This window comes from Stieleria bergensis (assembly GCA_007745635.1).
Classification (GTDB): domain Bacteria; phylum Planctomycetota; class Planctomycetia; order Pirellulales; family Pirellulaceae; genus Stieleria; species Stieleria bergensis.
The window spans coordinates 7,047,014-7,065,500 of record CP036272.1; the positions used below are offsets into that span (position 1 = coordinate 7,047,014).

Genomic DNA, 18,487 nt, shown 5'->3' on the forward strand with positions numbered 1-18,487 from the left:
TTGGGGCTTATGATGACAGGTTCACTGATCATCGCCACCCCATCTTTAGGCTCAAAACGTTCCTTGAGACAGCTTGTTGATGCCAACCTCTGATTCAACTGCCGACATCGCTTCGACTTCCTCACCACCGACTCGTGTGCTCTTGATGGCCGGTTCGATGGAAGGTGGCGGCAGTGAGCGGCAGGTGTTGCTATTGGCAAAGCATCTTGACCGCAGTCGCTTTGAACCACACTTGTATCTTTCGAATCGATCAGGGAAGTTCCTGGATCAAGTCCCTGATGATGTACCGATTCACGCCTTCGATCAACAGCCGCAGAAACGGATCTTCTTTGAACGGATTCCAGGGCAGGCCTTACGCCGCCAAGCCAGTTTTCTGGCCTCGGTGGTAGCGGCGCAACAGATCCAGGTGCTGTACGATCGGACGTTTCATATGTCGATGCTGGCCGGGACGTTGCCCAAAGTGAATTCCGCTTTGGCAGCGAAACTGCACCGAGTGGCAACGATTGTCAGCCTGCCACACCTCGCTGTGCCGATGTTAGAGCCGCGCTACCTGTGGCTCAAGCGACGTCGCCTGGCGCAGGCATATCGACTGGCTCAATCGGTCGTTGCGGTCAGCCAACAAGCTGCCGCATCCGCAGCGGGCTTCTATAAACTGCCGCCGGATTTGGTTCAGGTGATTCGCAATCCCGTCGACCGAGCACAGATTCAGCGAGATGCTGAAGTAGGCTTTGAATTTGATCGCCCCAACCACACACATTTGGTCTGCGTCGGACGCATGTCAGAAGAGAAGGGGCACATGGACTTGCTGGCTGCGATTCCCGATGTGATCAAGCAATGGCCTGAGACGCTGCCAGAACCGATGTTCCATTTCATCGGTGATGGTGAATTGTATGGAACGATTCAACGGCACCTGGACCAACAGCAGCTTTCAGGCGCGGTGCAAATGCCTGGCAGTGTCGCCAGTGCAGCCCCAATCATCGCGGCCGCCGATGCCGTGATTCTGCCAAGTCGCTTCGAAGGCATGCCAAACGTCGCGTTGGAATCGTTTGCTCTGGGAACTCCATTGATCGCCACTCGAGCCGGCGGAACACTGGAACTGCAAGGTGATCAGCCGACTGCGTTTTGGGCCAACCCCAAGAATCCAACGTCACTCAGTCGAGCGATACTAGAGTTTGCCAATCAACCTCATCAGGCCGATCAACACGTGATGGCCGCGATGGCGATCCTGGCCAAGAATCACGACCTGACAAAAACTGTCAAGCAGATTGAATCTCTCTTGCAACCAAAGCAACGGCAAGAAGCCCCCTAAAAACGATCCGCTTCGTTAGGGAGCTACGGGCTTCAACGTCACGCCGCCGCACTGAATCATCGGGCCCGCTTGCTGCCGCTTCAAACTTAACTCCACTGATCCTGCAGTGAGTTCAACCGTCCCCAGCGAATGAGTCTTGAAGTCCAACATCCAGCGGGGCGTTGACGTGGAATCCAAATCGGGACGCTTCACTAACTTGTTGGAACAACGTGGCACCTGGCTGGACACTGATTGATGACCGATCGTTGCCGTCACGTTGACATCATCGCTGTCGCAAACCGAGTGCAGCCAAACTTCATAACGTCCGGGGTCTTGGACCGCGATGCGCCAAACCAGGCGATCATCGGCCTCTGTCCAGTTGTCTACCCAACCATGCGCCCAACTAATGCCGTACGCAAAGCCCGGTTTTCCATGCAACACGGCTTCAACCGAAGGAATGTAGGTGGGTCGCTGGCTCATCACCGGTACCGCTGAAGGCTGTTGAATCGAGGCTGCAACCTCGGACCAGTAGCGGTCAATCGGGGTTCGCATTTGCGCGACGCGTTCCGGCATTTGCTTGGCCAAGTCAACCTTCTGTCCGGGATCGGCCAGCAGATCAAAGAGAGCCGGCTTGCCGTTCTCGATTGTCAATCGAAACTGATTGTCACGTGCCGCTGCGCGATGAAACTGCATGCCCGCGTCGGATTGATGGCGAATGGTCAACAAACAGCGATCCTGCAGCGAACCATCATGGCCCTCGGCAATCAGGTGCGATAAGTCTTGACCGTCAAGCTCAAGCGAACCAGGCAGATCGACATCACACCAACCGGCCAAGGTTGGCAGCAAATCGATATGCGCTGTGATTTGCTGAATCTTGCTGGGTTCAATCCGTTGCGGCCAGCGAATGTAACAGGGCACACGACAGCCACCTTCGTGAACACTGCCTTTCGCACCTCGCATGCCGCCGTTGTAACGCTTGCCATTGGGTCCATTGTCGGTCAGAAACAGGACGATGGTATTCTTTGCCAGGCCTTGTTGATCCAGCGTCGCTAACAAGCGCCCGACATTGGTGTCAATGTTGTCAACCATGGCATAAACCGCGGCAGTCTTTTCAGGAAGCTTGCCGGCCTGGTGATACTTTTCAAACAGCGGCTGTGGAACTTGAAATGGACCGTGAGGAGCATTAAACGGGACATAACACAGGAAAGGTCGATCCGCTGATTGCTGGATAAATTCAATCGCAGCATCGGTGATTACATCAGTGATATAACCTTTGGTAGCGACCGATTTTCCATTTCGTTCCAGCAGTGGATCGTCATACAAGTTGAAGTGGCCGCCACAGAAACCAAAGAACTCTTCAAATCCTTGCCCATTGGGATGCATCGGCATTTGGGCCCCGTTATGCCATTTGCCAAAACAGCCCGTGCGGTAGCCAGCGGCAGCGAACAGTTCCGCGATGGTTTGTTCTTCCGCCCGCAACACTTCGCGGCGACGGGTGACGCCAGAAACCCCACCGCGTTCAGGGTATCGTCCAGTTAACAGTGCAGCCCGCGTGGGTGCGCAAACCGGTGAGACATAAAAGCGATCCAGACAAACACTTTGGCTGGCCAGCTGATCAAGCACAGGAGTCTCAATCAAAGGATTTTGATGACAGCCTAGATCTCCCCAACCTTGATCATCGGTCATGATCAAGAGCACGTTGGGAGGCGCGGCGTTGACGGTGGCTTTGTTCAAACCAATCACACACACAACCAGCAGACAAGCGACCAAGCGTGTAAAGTACATTGACATTAACGGCAGCAGTGACATCATACAGAGCAATCCCAGAGACGAGTCAGCGACAGAGCCCGGCAGTATAGTTCATCCGACAGCGGAGAGCGACTGCGGCGAATCACAGCGTTGATTGCTAAGCTTTCAAAGCGGCAATCAGAGAAGGCTTACTTGCCGATGCAGAATCGGCTGAAGACACGATCAAGAATATCGTCGTTGTAAACAGCGCCCGTGACTTCGCCTAATGCGGCGGCCGCGAGCCGCAGTTCGCTGCACACATATTCGTGACCATCCTGGCCCCGAACCAAATGGATCGCCGTGTCGATCGCGACTTGAGCCGCGGCCAACGAATCCCCACAACGAGCCGCGGTGGAAGCCACAGCGTTGCCAGAACTCGCGTCCAGTTTCTCAATCGCTTGCTGAATCAAGCCTCGTAAGTGATCGACACCAAGCCCAGACTGTGAACTGGTCACCGTCCAGTGTTGATCCTGTTCAAGCGAGTAGAGCTCGGTGGCGCTCAGCAAGTCACCTTTAGTCGCGACCCATAAATCAATCGACGAACGGCGTTTCTCGGCAGCCAGTTCCGTCAGGCGATCAACAATCGCTTGTCGATCTGGATCCTGCCAGTCAACACACCACAACCGAATCTGGGCATCACTACCGGCGCGGGCGGCATGTCGCTGTGCTTGCTGAGCGATTTGCTGTTCAGCGGATTCGCCTTCCACCGATTCGATCCCAGCGGTATCGACCAACGTGACGTCATAAGGGCCCACCGTCGTCGACACGGCCACCACATCGCGTGTCGTCCCAGCAACGTCGGCCACGATGGCGACTTCCTGGTCGGCCAAGGCGTTGATCAAACGGCTCTTGCCGGCATTGGGAAGCCCTCGCAAGGCGACCGTCCAGCTGGCCACCGCCCGCCCCCGCGAGGTGAGCTGCTGCTGAGTTGACTGCACGGCATCCTTCACCACCAGCAGGCGACTCACAAGATCGTGATCGCTGATGAACTGAATGTCCTCATCAACGAAGTCCAATCCCGCTTCGACGTCCGCCATCAAATCCAAGAGCTCACTCCGCAGCGATTCAATGGGCTGAGACAAGTTACCAGCTAATTGCCGCAACGCATGATCCAACGATTGTCGCCCTTCAGCATCAATCACACCCAACACCGCTTCGGCCTGCGTCAAGTCAAGTCGACCGGCCAAAAAGGCCCGCAACGTGAACTCGCCCGGCCGCGCGGCGCGACAACCTTTTCGAGTTGCTTGTTGAACAACAGCCTGCAGAATGGGCAACGAACCGATGGTATGGATTTCCATCGAGGGTTGCCCGGTGTAACTTCGCCCCGTCGGCCAAAGCAGAGCCTGAACGGGCAGCGATCCTAATGGCGCACCGAGATCAATTTCAGCATCAACCTGATGAGCGAGGCGCTCGTTGGTCGGCTGCACCCCCAAGACCCGCGCGACGTGCATGGATTGCGGGCCACTGATGCGCACCGCTCCACGCACAGCAGGCGAGGAAGGCGTACCGATCGCGACGATGGTATCGTCAACATCAAGGACATTGGAAAGCGGCATAGGGACCGTTAGCGCTGCATGGCTGGCGTCGCTGGCAATGCCGATGTCAACGACTTCGCTGACGAACGACTGGCCTTGGAAAGACTTGGTCCCGCTTGCTCCAATGCGTCAAGCACCTGCCCTTGGGTGAGCGTCTCTGGCAAAACAATCGGTTGATTGGGACTGCCACCAGGGTAGATCGCCAGCAAGGGAATGCCTTTCTTCCTGAGTTCATCCAGCTTGTTGGTGATCTCTGGATCAAAATCGGTGTAGTCAGCCAGCATCGCCACGCCCCCAAGTTCACGAAGCTTTGCCCCGGTCGCGTTGGTGTCGACAGCGATCAGGCTATTCACTTTACAAGACGCACACCAGTCGGCGGTGAAATCCAGCATGACGGTCGTTCCTTGGGCTTGCAACTCCTGCAATCGTGCTTCGCTATAGGCCTCCCACTTGACGGGCTCTCGATGCAGCACGAAAAAGGTCATCCCACTGATAACAACGGCTGAGGTGACGCCGATCGTCCACGCTCGCAACTGTTTGCCAAAGGACATATAAGGTGGCGTCTTACCAACCACCCACAGACCAAACCAAACACCGATCAAACTGATGAACACCCAGACTTGTTCTGTTTCATTAAAGCTGATGAAGAAAAAGGCGACAGTTCCCAAGAACAGAAACGCCATGAACTCCTTCAGCGTCTCCATCCACTTACCAGGCTTAGGCACATAATTCATCAAACTGGGGAAGGCCGCCAACAAGATGTACGGCAAAGCCATGCCAACACCCACGGCCATCACCAAAGTCACCGATTGGACAACCGGCAGATCAACGGTGGCCGCCAGTGCCGTCCCCATAAACGGACCTGTGCATGGCGTCGCTAGGATGGTCGCGAAAATACCAGTGAAGAACGCCCCGACCAGCCCTTGTTGGTCTTGCAGCTCTTGTGACGCTTGAGACGACGCAAACTTTGGCGTGGGCAGTTCCCAAACACCGAGCGAAGAGAGCGCCATCGCGAAGACCAAAATCGTCAACGCAAACCGGACGGGCATCAGCGTCATGTGATCGCCCCACACCAAACCAACACCACCTACCAGCACGGCAAACACGGCAAAGGCAGCCAGGATCCCTGCCACGTAGGCGAGGTTCAATAGGATGACTCGGCTGCGTGCTTCACCAGCTTGCTTCACGAAGCTCATGACTTTCAAGCCAATCACAGGCAAAACACAGGGCATCAAGTTCAGAATCACGCCACCGCCGACGGCCAAGAACAACAACCAAGCGAATCCTGACTTTGCCGGATCGCTTCCCTCGCTAACGGGAGCGGCTTCTGAGTCATCGTCCTCGACGAAAGGGTTGTCTTCAACAGCGCCCTCATTTTTGGCATCGTCGGTTGGAGCCGCAGCGCCAGGTATCTGGCTCACCGCAGAGTCGGGTGCCGTGTCAACATTCGGGTTGCCCACGCCGGTGGTTGACGCCAGCTTGTCGACCCATTTGATCTTGGCAGCGTTGTCCATCGCATCAGCACGGAAGCCATGTTCCATGTGGACTGCTTTGAACTGCGTTTGCGTTGTTGAACCCGCTTGGACCGTGGTCGAAAAGTACATGGCCATGGGACGCAGGCAAGATGAATTCGTGCAAGCCTGGTACACGATCATGCCTTCGATAGTGTACTGCTGATCGATCGCATCTTCAGGAACCCGAATCGGCAGCTTCCAGGTGACTTTGCCTTCGTAATAGTTTGTTCCCAACGTATCGGATTTCTGTAGATTTCCGTCAGCAACAGGAGCACCAATTTTGACGCCCTGTTTCTTGATCACAACAAAGTTGGTTGCGCTTTTGCTGTCGTCAATCGCCTCTTTATAAACGTGCATTGGCGATTCTGGGATCGCTTGAAAGACCAAGTATCCAGTGTCACCTGGTGCCAGGATCGACGTCACACCCGCATGCCACTTGACGGGATAGTCTTTGTCTTGAAACGGTGTCGCGCCGGCAAACGGATCACCGGTTTTCATCGATGGCTGCTGCTTGACACTCAACAAGGCATCCATCGCAGGCGATGGTGAGTTGACGACAGGCGATGGACTACCCGAGTCAACCGCAACGGCCATGATCGTTTCGCGAACCGGCTGGCATTGCTGGGCTTGGCAAACCAAGCCAGTGACGCTCACTTCTAACTCACCACCAAATCCGGTGGGCACGCGAATCGGCGCCGTCCATGTTACTGACTTGGAATAGTCCTCGATCTCAACGCCAGGGAACTCATCTTTAAAGCTTTTCTGTGGCGGACGATCTGGCTTGAATGCGCCTGCCACTTCAACCCCTTTCGGCGCGGTCACATTGATCTTCGTCGGCAATGGCCCCCCCTTGCCTTGGGTGATCGAATAAATGTGCCACTGACCGCCCAAGGTCGCGGTGACTGACAACGTGCCATTGCCACCGTTATTGGTGTACGTTGCGCTAAGAGCATAAGGCTCCGCCTGCCCGACAGGATCCAATCCAGGCAGTGCCAAAGGATCACCGAATTCAAAGTCCACTTGGGCGGAAGCTGTCCCCGAAGTGAACAGCCCGGCCAATAAAGCAAAACCGACGAGCATCGTGCGCAACGATACCGCAAGGGCTCGGTCAGTCTTATTGAAGTGTGACATCATTTGTTTCTCGTTTTGGATCGGGCCCAAGGCCCGACGAACTCTCGGGAGAGTGATTCGGCGATCGCCTGCGAACAGGCGCTGTGTTAATCAACAAGGCTCAGCAATTCATTCAGTCGCGCGGAGACCGCTGACCAATCCTCGAATTGTCGTCGCTCAGCGGCCAACCAGACGAGCCAGTTGGCCAACGAAATCATCTGGGATGACTCCGCAATGAGCTCGATGGCTCGCGTCAATTCCTCTACAGGATAGACACTCGGGAATGTCGTTTTTTCATTATATTCCGCCACAACGGCTTTCAGGATTTCTTGCCGTTGGGACTGGTAAAGCGCAAATCCGGAAACCCACCGGGCCAGGTCGACCGCCGGGAAGTCCACTCGCAAGGCATCGTAATCGATGATCCCTGAAACTTTACCTTGATCGAACAACGCATGCTGGCGCCGTGTGTCCCGCAACACAAAATGCACAGGCAACCGCCGGGCAGCAAGCTTGCCCAATTGTATCGACATTTCGCCCGCAAATCCGCCCCATTTTGCCCGCAAAAGCGTCTGTACCCGGACCAGTTGATCGACAACCCTCGGACTAATCCTACCCTGCAGCGGTAGCCCCCAAATCGAGGGCAATTGCGTGGTGAGCTGTGCGATCCGCCGTGTCCTCTCGGTGATCGACTCAGCAAACGCCTGAGAATTCCCCTGACGGCGGAGCGACTGATGGACATCGGCCAACGCGCTCACACCCTGACAAATCTGTTCAACATCCGCATCCAACGCCAGCGGCCGACCGGGCAAACAGCGATTGAGCTCCCAAATTCGCCCGTTGTCGTCTCTCATCGACGTCAGCTGGTGTCCGAAAACCGACCGATGGTCACTGCAAGCGGCGCCGACTGGCAACGGCTTGAGCAAGAACGCACAGTGCTCCGCCGCTGATCCGATCACTTGATGAATGTGATCTACGCGGCGCTGTGTGACTTGACTTGGCCAACAGCGCAGCACGTAACCGTCTGTCTGCTGTACCCTGGACCCCTGCGTCGACGACCCTGGACCACAAGCGTGATAAACACGCGCACCGCTCAGCCCACCAGCCAGCAAGCGATAGTCGCTTAGCTCATAAGGCCGGCCAAAAGCTTGCTCGATGGCGCTCGGAATCATCACGGCAACACCTTTCTGCTGGCGAGGATGCTTGCTGTTTAGCAACCGCTGGACGGGCAAAGGTGACAACGGGTCATTGTGCTAAGCCTGAAGTTCATCCAGCGCTTGACCAAGATCAAAATCATCGGTTCGCATCGTGACCAGACGAGCTGGCGCGTCTGGCTCTGTCGATCCGTCACCCATCGCACCGCTGTGCAGATCAAGCTCAATCCACAGAGTTGCCGGTGGCATCACAGCAGCCACGCGATCAGCCCACTCAATGATCACCCAGCTGTTTTCAGCCTCGAATAATTCTTCGACGCCAAGCTCCAGGAATTCATCTTCGTCAGCCAGCCGATAGGCATCTAAGTGATGCAATTCGATGGACTGCCCACGCTGTGCACCGCGATAACTGGAAAGCAGATTGAAAGTTGGACTGGTCACTTCGGCTGGATCAAGCCCCAATGCCGCGGCGATCTGTTGGGTCATCGTGGTCTTACCAGCACCCAAAGTGCCAACCATCCCGATCACCAATTGACGTGGCATGGTCTGAACCAACGCTTCGGCCAAGCCCGTCAACCGAGGCAGATCAACGGCATCAATCGTCAGTTCGTTCATAAGTTTTGAAGATCTTCGGATTAGCGAAGTGGGGTGCCGTGCTTGCACGCACCAATGTCCCTGTCGTCACTGCTTTGAAGATCTTCGATTCCGGTGGTGCGGATGCGAAAAATCCACGTGATTGCGGCCCAACGGTGCGCTGCCATTTTATTGGTGCGTGCAAGCACGGCACCCTACCAACCGAGCCCCGGTTCGATGAAATCGCGATTGCCCAGAGAAACCCCGGGGAAACGCAACATCAACCAGAATGAGAACAGGTTCAAAGCAGTGGTCCTGGCACGCACCCGAGGATAAAAACATTGACGTTACGGCACCAATGCGATCGCACCACCCCAGAAAGCACCCGCGGTTGCCGCACCACGCCAGCTAAGTGGAATCGGTTGGCAAATCCATGGTGCACAGTTGCCCGGACGATAGTAGCCCAATGGATAGTGACATTCGTTTGGCGGGTGAATCCCCATCTTATAAGGCAGGGCGAACACGTTACCAAAGAAGTGAGCCGAAGAAGCAATCGGTTGCAAAATCGGGCCGGCACTGTGACCGTAGCGCTCGAGGTTCACTTGTTCGAAGTAACGTGTGTTGCTGCAGATGTTGGACGCATTCCAAGTCATCGTCATTGGAGTCCATTGACGTTGATTGTAGGCGACTTGCTCTAACAAGCACTCTTTGGGCAGACCCCAATTCTCAGTCACATAGCCCAAATCACCTTCGTTCAAGCTGGACAACGCTATCCGCTGCTGATTGCCGTCTGAAGTTTCAATGACGACTTGTTCGTAACTGAGATCAATGAAGCGACCGGTGCCCAGAACTTCACCATCGATTCCCGTCCAGTCGCGAACTTGCTGACCCGCACTGAACCGCTCCACGGCTTTCCGAAAGCGGCGCTCATCGGTCGCTTCAGGGCGGAATGGCGGGCTGGGATCCAGCGAGATCTTATCGAGGGTCTGCTCGGCGATTCGCTTGCGAAAATCTTCGCAAGAGAACTGATCTCGCTTGGGCGTCAAAGGTCTTGGTTGAGTTTCCAAACGAGGTTGACCGAACTCGACTCGCGGTGCGGCATTTTCCGGCGCTGTCTCCTCTTGCGGCATCGGTCGCTTGGCTGGATCAAGCTGATTGAATGGATTCGGTGTGAGCTGCTCTCTCAGTCCACCGCCTGCGGGTGGAGTGGCCGCTGGCTTGTCAGTGGCTGGCGCTGGAATAGTTGGCGCTGGCATAGCCGGTGGTTGTGGTGCCGCGAATCCAGATGCTGCATCACTAGGTGCTGCATCACCAGGTAATTGCAATGAGTTCGGGATTGAGGGCGGGTTCGCTGGCTGCCGCAGTTGATTGCTTTGCGGAGGCGTTGGCAACGTCTCGCTGGCTGGCGGCAACTGGGACGGGAGTGCAATGTTTTCTTGCGGCAATTGGCCGACCATTGCTGCCGGTGCGCTGCCCTGTAGAACGGACTCGGCCTGCGCCGAACGCACGGGCACGGCGATCGTGGGGCTCTTGCCCTGATCACGCACGAAGGGGTTGTTAAACAGGTCAGCTGACTTGGCTTGCTGATCCGCTGCCACTGGTCCACCTTGATTGGCTGGCAGTCGGTAGTTCCCAGTCGCAACTTGCTGGTCCTGAACCTGTCGAATCGGGTTCACTGGAGCTTCCAAGTGAGTTGGCTGCACGAACTCGGCCGTTGCAACCATGGAGCTATCGCCAACCCACTGGCCTTGCTGGGCCACTGCGTTGGCATGAACCGGTCTTTGATCAGACGCCAGCGCGATTTGGCCTGTTGCCTGAGGAGCGGCGAAGGCTGGCCGGCGAAACTGCAACGTGTTGGAGGTTGCTGCATTCGTCGTGACGGGAACTGTTGCGGTGGGGACTGCAGTGCTTGCTAGCCGCCGCGATGAAGCGATCGCGGGCTGGGCCGGCGCTGCGATCGCGGGCTGTGAAGCGCCTGCTGGCGGTGCTTGCACGTTCGGGCTGCGTCGCCAGCGCAGGTTCCAACCGGGGTTGCTGGTGGTTGAAACATTAGAGAGTGCAGGCTGCTGAGCGTGCACGGGCGCGTCCCAGCCAACCAGCGAGGGACCAAGGAGCGCTGAAGAAATCAGGATCGCCATGGCGCGACGTTTGACTTGGTTCAGTCGTCGCGCGAATGCTCCGTCACGTTTTCCTGGCGAGGCTTTAGGTTGCGTCGCTAGACTGAACGTCTGGGCTGTAATTTGGCGCTTCTTGCGTGATCGCAATGTCATGCGGATGGTTCTCCCTAACCGTCGCGGCGGAAACGCGAATGAATTTTCCATCGCGTTTCAAATCTTCGATCGTTTTTGTTCCCAGGTATCCCATGCCAGCTCGCAACCCGCCGACCAATTGGTAAACGTAATCGCTAAGCGGGCCTTTATATGGCACACGACCTTCGACGCCTTCGGGGACCAGTTTTCCTTCCTGGACACCTTTTTGCCGGTATCGGTCGCTACTGCCTTTGACCATCGCTCCCATCGATCCCATGCCGCGATACGTTTTAAACGTCCGCCCTTGGTACAGGATCATCTTGCCGGGACTTTCACTCAAGCCGGCAAACAGGCTGCCGATCATCACCGTGCTGGCCCCAGCAACGATTGCTTTGGTAATGTCACCGCTGAAGCGAATGCCGCCGTCCGCAATGACAGGTATATCGTATTTGTTGGCGACCGAAGCCGCTCGTAGGATCGCAGAAACCTGAGGCACACCCACACCACTGATCACTCGAGTGGTGCAAATCGAACCAGGTCCGATGCCAATCTTGATCGCATCGGCACCCGCATCAATCAGTGCTTGGGCACCTTCTGCCGTGGCCACGTTTCCGGCGACAACATCGATATCCCATGCCGATTGGGCTTTGATCTCTCGGACCGTCTCCAACACATTGCGACTATGGCCGTGTGCTGAATCCACTACCAACAGATCCACACCCTTATTGATCAGGCTCTGCGCCCGCTCCAGGTCTCCCACTCCGATCGCTGCACCGACTCGCAATCTGCCCTGGCTGTCTTTGCAAGCGCGAGGGAATCGCTTCATCATGTCGATGTCACGAATCGTAATAAGACCCGTTAGTTTTCTATCTTCGTCAATCAGAAGAAGTTTCTCGACTCTTTTTGCCGTTAAAATTCGCTCAGCTTCCTCAAGCGTTACATTCCCCGTCCCCGTCACTAGGTTCTCACGGGTCATGACCTCAGAAACTGGGATGTCTGGGTCTTCTAGGAAGCGCAAATCGCGGCGTGTCAGGATCCCAGCCAGGGTTCCATCAGCTTGGACGATGGGAATACCGGACACATTGGCTTGGTCCATTAATTCCGCAGCCCGACCCACCTGCTCGGTCGGGGGCAAGGTGACCGGGTCGACGATGATGCCGTTTGCCGACCGCTTGACCTTCAAGACTTCCTCGGTCTGAGCTTCGACGGTCAGGTTTTTGTGGATGATCCCCAATCCGCCTTCTTTGGCCAGGCCGATCGCCATTTCGGCCTCGGTGACGGTGTCCATGGGAGAAGACAGCAGTGGAATCTGAACCCGGATCCGTTGAGTCAGCCGGCTGCTGACGTCGACTTCGCTGGGGACGACCTCGCTGTAGCTTGGCTCCAGCAGAACGTCGTCAAAGGTCACCCCTGTGTAGCTGATTTTGTCTTCAAACATGCTGATTCCGATTCGTGAAAGGCCGAGCCGATGATGAATCAGGCAGTATGACGCACGAGGGCAGAGCCGGGAAGTGCCGACGTGGGGCCCACCAACCAGCCGAGGGGCATTCGCCCACGCTTCCCCGAGGCCCGCCGTCAAAGACACGCGGAAAACCCTGGCCAGAGCATGCCTGGGTGGCAAAGGCCGTCACTGTCCGACGTTCTTTCCGCCGGCAAGTCGGTCTTCACTCACTTGTCGGCGTGGCGGCTGTGCCCAACCGGCTATCGGCTCGGGTACTGCTGCTTGGCTTTCTCGGTCATGTTAGGCGAATAATTCATTGCCTCAACCGCCGGACGCTGCCCGTTGGCGGGATACGTGGCCTTGACGGCGGCACGCAACTGACTGCGCAGTTCGGCGACGACTTCTTTCATCTCCCCGCGATCGGCCAGATTGGTGATCTCGCCCGGATCCGCCTGATGATCATACAGCTCATGACCCGCCTCACCATCGTTCCACAAGTTATAGCGGTACTGGGGCGTGCGAATGGAATAGCCATCGACCAGCTTCTTGGCGTTACCGGGACGATACAACTGAGTCAGCGCATAACCGCGACCTTGGCTGGTCGGATCATCCATTAACTTGCGCAGTGATTGCCCCTGCAAAGTTTTCGGGGACGGAACATCGGTCAGATCCATCAGGGTTGGAAAAACATCAATCAAGCCAACGGGTTCACCCACGACGGTACCGGGATTGATTCCCGGCCCTGCGATGATCAACGGCACCTGAGCGCTGTCTTCGAACAGAGTCAACTTCTGCCACATCCCATGTTCACCCATCGCGTACCCGTGATCAGAAGTAAACACGATGTAGGTTGAATCGGCCAAACCGGTTTCGTCCAACTTCTTCAACACCTTACCCAGCTGGGCATCCATGAAGCTAATGCTGGCATAGTAAGCTTGCCGCACTTCCTTGCGTTGCTGCTCGGTCATGTCATCTTGAATTTTCCGTTTCATGGTGAGTGCCATCGGCGGCACATCTTGTTGGTCTTCCTGCCAGCCTTGCACCACAGGCATTTTGCCCAACGGATAAGGTTTGAAGTATTCCTGGGGTGAGGTGTACGGCGTATGGGGACGATAAAAACCAACAGCCAGAAAGAAGGGGCGATCGTTTCGCTCCGCGCAACGTTTGAGAATCCAATTGGCATCTTCCGCAATCATGCCATCGGTATGCAGCTCATCAGCTCGCGGCGAGGCGAACCAAGAGAGCGTTCCACCAAAGGACCCGGGTACCAGCGAGGTGGTTTCATCTTCTTCAACAACGCGATCGACGCCGGCTGGATTGCTTTGCAGTTCCCATGAAGTGGGATCACCGTGACCGGCGGTGCCAACGCTTTTGGGCACGTTATAGTGATACAGCTTGCCGACTTTGGCAGCGAAGTAACCATCGAGCCGAAAAGCCTGTGGCAGGCTGATGGCTTCTGGCACGCTGTGTCGAAAGATCTGTGCATTGCGCACAATTCCGGTGCTGTTGGGATACATGCCTGTCAGCAACGAGTTGCGACTGGGACCACACAATGGGAACTGACAGTAGGCGTTTGAAAATCGCGCACCTCTGGCTGCCAAGCGATCAATGTTCGGAGTCTTGACCAGTGGGTCTCCATAACAACCGAGTTTGGCATGCAGGTCGTCGGAAATAATAAACAGGACGTTCTTTCGCGTTCCAGGTTGATGCCGGTCTGGAGCGGCTTCAGGAAACGACTGTGCCGCTCCTGGACTTGCGAAGAACGAAGCGAGCAGGGCAAACAACAATCCAAGGCGTGAGATCATCAGTAACAAGTCGTTTGTCTGGAGAAAAGAAAGTTATCGACAACCCATTCACTGACGAATCAATTGCAAAGAGTTCAGCCGCATCAGTTCCGCATCGCATTGATCTGCAACACAAGCGGTCATCGATTGCTTGCCCTTGGGCAAACGAACCGTTCCTACCACAACCGTCTTAAACTGATTCGCGGTCGCGGTGGCTTGAACGGTGTGTTCAATTTGCTGGGGCTTTGACTCTGACAGAAATTTCAGCTGCAAACAGCCCCCGGAATCGACCGCTGCCGAACCATAGGACGCCTTGACAAGGTAATCGCCCGCAGCCTGCACGTCCAATTGCCAAGTTGCAGATTCGCCTGCGTTTCGCCAACCTTCGATGGTGTCCCAGTCGTAGCCCTCGAAAACGTACTGAACATGATCACCTTTCAGTTTGGCCCAGCTTGGCGACAGTTCAACGACGGCCTCATCCGGATGCCCCACTGGAATCGCGACAGGCTGATACGTTTGCCCCTCGGTGACATCTTCGAACCAGGCCAAAAACTCCTTGCGCAATTGGTTAGCGATTTCAGGATGCTGGCCAATTAAGTTTTTGGTCTCATCGGGATCCGCTTGCAAGTCATAAAGCCGCCACTGCTTGCGCTGCTGAGATGAATCCGTCACCGTTGCTGCCACCTGACACATTAACTTCCAACGATCGCCGCTAATCGCCCAGCGTTGATGAGGATTGGGCGTGTATCGATCCCAAGTGTGGTACACATAGCGATGGTGCGGTGCATCAGAATCGTTACACAGCAGACTCGCTAACGACCTGCCATCAAGTTGGCGATCTTCGGGCAACTTCGCGCCGGCAAGTTCACAGAAGGTTGGCAACCAATCAATATGTGACGTTTGGGCATTGATGATCATTCCAGCAGGAATCCTGCCTGGCCATTGAACAAAACAAGGCGCCCGGACTCCGCCTTCGTAAACACTCGCTTTGCGGCCATGCATGCCTCCGTTGTAATAAGTGCTAACGCCGCCATTGTCGCTGGTAAAAATCAGCACTGTGTTTTGCCATTGACCTAACTCCTTGAGTGTTTGTTTTAGGCGGCCAATGTTTTGATCGATGCGTTCGATCATCGCATAGATTCTAGCCTCGCGAATCGGCAGTCCCGCATCCAGGTAGCGCTTAATGAACGCATCGCCTTGAGGCTGATCGTAGTGTGATGTGTCCAATAGAAAGGGCGAATGAGGGGCGTTGTACATCAGCGCACAAAAGAACGGCTGATCCGAGGCCGTGTCTGACTGCCGAATGAAGTCGATCGCTGCATCGGTAAACAGATCGCTCACATAGCCGCGTGACCGCACCGGTTGACCATTATGATACAACTGATCAGCGAACTGATACCTTTCAATGTGCCCATGGTAATGTCCCATGAACTGATCAAAGCCACGCTGCTGGGGTTGATAGCCGGGGTACTTGCCCAAGTGCCACTTGCCAAACAAACTCGTTCGATACCCGGCACGCCGCAGCAATTCGGCGACGGTGACTTCATCCTTGCCCAAGGTATCTCCACCGAACCGAGTGTTGTACAGTCCAGTCCGCAAATAATAGCGGCCGGTCATGGTGCCAGCACGAGTTGGTGCACAAACCGGCGCAGCGTAATACCGACTGAGCGTCGCACCTTGCTTGGCAATCGCATCCATGTGGGGAGTCTTGATGTGCGGATTCCCCGTTGCTCCTGTGTCCCAATACCCTTGATCATCGGTCATGATCAAAATCACATTGGGGCGCTGGGCAATGGACTGGGCAAACACTGGGCTCGCTAGCAGGACCAGCGCCACCCATGCACACAGAGACGTCGCACAAGAAACCCTACTCATGATACAAACCCAACAAGGAAGTCAATCAACCGAGACCCGTTCGATCAGCCGCGCCGACGGAAGTACGAAGCTGAAGCCGGCCAGGGGACGGGCTTAGGCAATCGATTGCTCAAGCAGTTCAATCCAAGGACCGACATAGTGGCCGTTGTCATGAAACGTTCGGCCACTGACCAGATTGCCATCAATCACACAGGGCTCATTGACGAAGATGCCGCCACAAACTTCTAGGTCGAACCGGCATTTCTCGACGGTGGCCATACGGCGACCTTTGACGCAGTCGGCGTAGGCTGGAATCTCGACTCCGTGACAGACACTGGCGATCGGTTTACCCGCGGCAAAGAATGCCTTTGTCACACGGACAAGGTCCTCGTCATAGCGGATATACTCCGGAGCTCGACCGCCCGAGTACATGATGCCAATGTAATGATCAGGGTCAATTTCGGCGAAACTGACGTCCGCATCGATGGTGTAACCTTCCCACTCTTTGGTGATGGTCCAGCCTGGTTTGACTTCATGCATGACCATTTGATACTTGCGTTTTTCGGGCGCTGCAACGACTGGCTGAAAACCAGCTTCAATCAAACGATAATAGGGATACATCGTATCCAGGGTTTCAGTTGCATCCCCAACAACAATCAAGACTTTGGGACGTTCAGCCATATCACTTTCAGCGTAAAGAAGAAATCAAGAAACAGAGTTAGCAGACTTAGTCGACCAGGCATCAAACCACTTCAAAGCCTGCGCGCTGATCACGGCTTAGCATTTCGTTGGCTTCGCGATCATCAATCACCGTCTCCGTTTTGGGATCCCATTTGAGCTCCCGTCCTAGACGGATCGAAATGTTTGCCAGATGACAGGTCGTAGCACTGCGATGCTGGCTTTCGATGTCAGAGATCGGTGTCTTTCGAGTATGAATGCAGTCAAAGAAATTGCCCATGTGATTGATGATTGCATCAAGCTTGCCAGCGCGGCCTGGACGGTCCAGGTTATCAAAGCCATAGGCGGAAAACTGTTCTCTTGGTAACGGGTTTTGTTGCAACTGCTTGACAGGCGTTCCATCAATCACGCCACGGTTGACAAAGAAGCGCCCCTTGTCGCCTTCGAACAGAATCCCTCGCCGGCCAGTATCACGAACCAGCAACTGAACTCCGTTTTCATAGGCGATATCGGCTGCAAAATCGGTGGCCACAGAATAGCCGTCTTTGACGTTGGGCAGTTTCCCCTTTCCGGCAATGTGAACTGGCAAACTATCGATGGCCCATTGAGCGATATCAATGTGATGGGCTCCCCAATCGGTCATTTTGCCGCCCGCATAGTCCCACCACCAACGAAAGGTGTAATGACAGCGCTGTGCGAGATAGGGCTGGTCGACCGCCTGACCCTGCCAAAGATCCCAATTCAGGTGTTCGGGGACAGGCGTTGAAACAAAGGGTCCGCCCGTAGGATTTTTATCGGTTGCACAGGTGACTCGTTTCAGCTTGCCAATCCGTCCAGCGCGGACCAATTCAACGGCTAATCGGAACCGCTGGTCGTTACGCTGCCAAGTCCCAACCTGTACCACTCGATCATGTTGAGCGGCAATTTTGCGAATAAGCTTGCCTTCGTCAACGGTCAATGTCAGTGGTTTCTCGACATAAACATCTTTGCCAGCACGAATGGCGTCGATCAACATTTTGGCGTGCCAGTGGTCTGGGCTACCAATCAGAATGACGTCCACATCGGGGCGTTGCAGTAGATCTTGGTAGTCCTCGAAAATCTTTGGCGTGCTGCCAAAACTGGCGCGAGCCTGTTCGCGCACATGTCGATCGACATCGGCGATGGCAACAATGTCCCCGTATTGCCTCGCTTTTTCTGTGATCACGGAACCCTGATAACGCATGCCGATCGAACCAACCCCCAATCGCTCGACTTTGGCGCGAGGCTTGGCGGACTGCGTTTGGGCCGCCCAGAGTGGATGATGGCAGAGCGATAACGGCGCAACGGCGGCGGTGGAAGCCAAGAATTGGCGGCGATGAAGCATGGCAGGATTTTGGGGAGGGCAGGGGGAATCGAAGGGAAGCCGCTAGATAAAAAAGCGAGTTGTCAACGAAGCCCCCATCATAACAGGCCCCAGGACCGCATGATAGAACCAAGTCAGCTTGATCCAAACGGAGTGTTTACCAGCCTCTCACACCGCAAC

The 18,487-nt window shown here is 55.4% G+C and carries 12 protein-coding genes; 1 reads left to right on the forward strand and 11 read right to left on the reverse strand.

The genetic code is table 11. The features are described 5' to 3' along the window. Positions 1-79 precede the first annotated feature (79 nt). On the forward strand, positions 80-1,309 hold the full coding sequence (locus tag SV7mr_RS24760) for a glycosyltransferase (RefSeq protein ID WP_145277738.1): 1,230 nt from the start codon (positions 80-82) through the stop codon (positions 1,307-1,309). Positions 1,310-1,324: 15 nt separating this feature from the next. Here the strand turns inward: SV7mr_RS24760 and SV7mr_RS24765 are convergent, their stop codons facing one another. The 11 genes from SV7mr_RS24765 to SV7mr_RS24815 form a co-directional block, all read right to left on the reverse strand. After that, positions 1,325-3,100: an arylsulfatase gene (locus tag SV7mr_RS24765; protein WP_145277740.1), complete on the reverse strand. Its 1,776-nt coding sequence runs from the start codon at positions 3,098-3,100 to the stop codon at positions 1,325-1,327. Positions 3,101-3,225: 125 nt separating this feature from the next. Then, positions 3,226-4,632, reverse strand: coding sequence for a tRNA modification GTPase (locus SV7mr_RS24770; protein WP_145277742.1), 1,407 nt, complete (start codon positions 4,630-4,632; stop codon positions 3,226-3,228). A gap of 8 nt (positions 4,633-4,640) precedes the next feature. Further along, entirely contained in the window at positions 4,641-7,259 is a 2,619-nt protein-coding gene (locus SV7mr_RS24775) for a protein-disulfide reductase DsbD family protein (protein ID WP_145277744.1), read from the reverse strand. 83 nt (positions 7,260-7,342) lie between these two features. After that, positions 7,343-8,473, reverse strand: coding sequence for a phosphotransferase (locus SV7mr_RS24780; RefSeq protein WP_145277746.1), 1,131 nt, complete (start codon positions 8,471-8,473; stop codon positions 7,343-7,345). A 12-nt stretch (positions 8,474-8,485) separates the two neighbouring features. Beyond that, a complete protein-coding gene (gene tsaE / locus SV7mr_RS24785; RefSeq protein ID WP_145277748.1) occupies positions 8,486-9,001 on the reverse strand; it encodes a tRNA (adenosine(37)-N6)-threonylcarbamoyltransferase complex ATPase subunit type 1 TsaE in 516 nt (171 codons plus the stop codon). Between the two features lie 305 nt (positions 9,002-9,306). After that, positions 9,307-11,229 carry a hypothetical protein gene (locus SV7mr_RS24790; RefSeq protein ID WP_419187899.1) on the reverse strand — a complete coding sequence of 641 codons (1,923 nt, stop codon included), beginning with the start codon at positions 11,227-11,229 and terminating at the stop codon, positions 9,307-9,309. Beyond that, a complete protein-coding gene (guaB, locus tag SV7mr_RS24795) occupies positions 11,162-12,646 on the reverse strand; it encodes an IMP dehydrogenase (protein ID WP_145277752.1) in 1,485 nt (494 codons plus the stop codon). Before guaB ends, SV7mr_RS24790 begins: the two co-directional genes overlap by 68 nt. A gap of 263 nt (positions 12,647-12,909) precedes the next feature. Then, entirely contained in the window at positions 12,910-14,454 is a 1,545-nt protein-coding gene (locus SV7mr_RS24800) for a sulfatase (RefSeq protein ID WP_145277754.1), read from the reverse strand. Positions 14,455-14,502: 48 nt separating this feature from the next. Further along, positions 14,503-16,308, reverse strand: a complete 1,806-nt coding sequence (locus SV7mr_RS24805; protein WP_145277756.1) for a sulfatase-like hydrolase/transferase — start codon at positions 16,306-16,308, stop codon at positions 14,503-14,505. Between the two features lie 93 nt (positions 16,309-16,401). Further along, positions 16,402-16,968, reverse strand: a complete 567-nt coding sequence (locus tag SV7mr_RS24810; protein WP_145277758.1) for a DJ-1/PfpI family protein — start codon at positions 16,966-16,968, stop codon at positions 16,402-16,404. Positions 16,969-17,029: 61 nt separating this feature from the next. Beyond that, positions 17,030-18,328, reverse strand: a complete 1,299-nt coding sequence (locus SV7mr_RS24815) for a Gfo/Idh/MocA family protein (RefSeq protein WP_145277760.1) — start codon at positions 18,326-18,328, stop codon at positions 17,030-17,032. Positions 18,329-18,487 lie beyond the last annotated feature (159 nt).

What these genes read in the sequence shown, in the direction of transcription:
- SV7mr_RS24760 (WP_145277738.1), top strand. Translation starts at nt 80, where the DNA reads ATGCCAACCTCTGATTCAACTGCCGACATCGCTTCGACTTCCTCACCA.
- SV7mr_RS24765 (WP_145277740.1), bottom strand. Translation starts at nt 3,100, where the DNA reads ATGATGTCACTGCTGCCGTTAATGTCAATGTACTTTACACGCTTGGTC.
- SV7mr_RS24770 (WP_145277742.1), bottom strand. Translation starts at nt 4,632, where the DNA reads ATGCCGCTTTCCAATGTCCTTGATGTTGACGATACCATCGTCGCGATC.
- SV7mr_RS24775 (WP_145277744.1), bottom strand. Translation starts at nt 7,259, where the DNA reads ATGATGTCACACTTCAATAAGACTGACCGAGCCCTTGCGGTATCGTTG.
- tsaE (WP_145277748.1), bottom strand. Translation starts at nt 9,001, where the DNA reads ATGAACGAACTGACGATTGATGCCGTTGATCTGCCTCGGTTGACGGGC.
- SV7mr_RS24790 (WP_419187899.1), bottom strand. Translation starts at nt 11,229, where the DNA reads ATGACATTGCGATCACGCAAGAAGCGCCAAATTACAGCCCAGACGTTC.
- guaB (WP_145277752.1), bottom strand. Translation starts at nt 12,646, where the DNA reads ATGTTTGAAGACAAAATCAGCTACACAGGGGTGACCTTTGACGACGTT.
- SV7mr_RS24800 (WP_145277754.1), bottom strand. Translation starts at nt 14,454, where the DNA reads ATGATCTCACGCCTTGGATTGTTGTTTGCCCTGCTCGCTTCGTTCTTC.
- SV7mr_RS24805 (WP_145277756.1), bottom strand. Translation starts at nt 16,308, where the DNA reads ATGAGTAGGGTTTCTTGTGCGACGTCTCTGTGTGCATGGGTGGCGCTG.
- SV7mr_RS24810 (WP_145277758.1), bottom strand. Translation starts at nt 16,968, where the DNA reads ATGGCTGAACGTCCCAAAGTCTTGATTGTTGTTGGGGATGCAACTGAA.
- SV7mr_RS24815 (WP_145277760.1), bottom strand. Translation starts at nt 18,328, where the DNA reads ATGCTTCATCGCCGCCAATTCTTGGCTTCCACCGCCGCCGTTGCGCCG.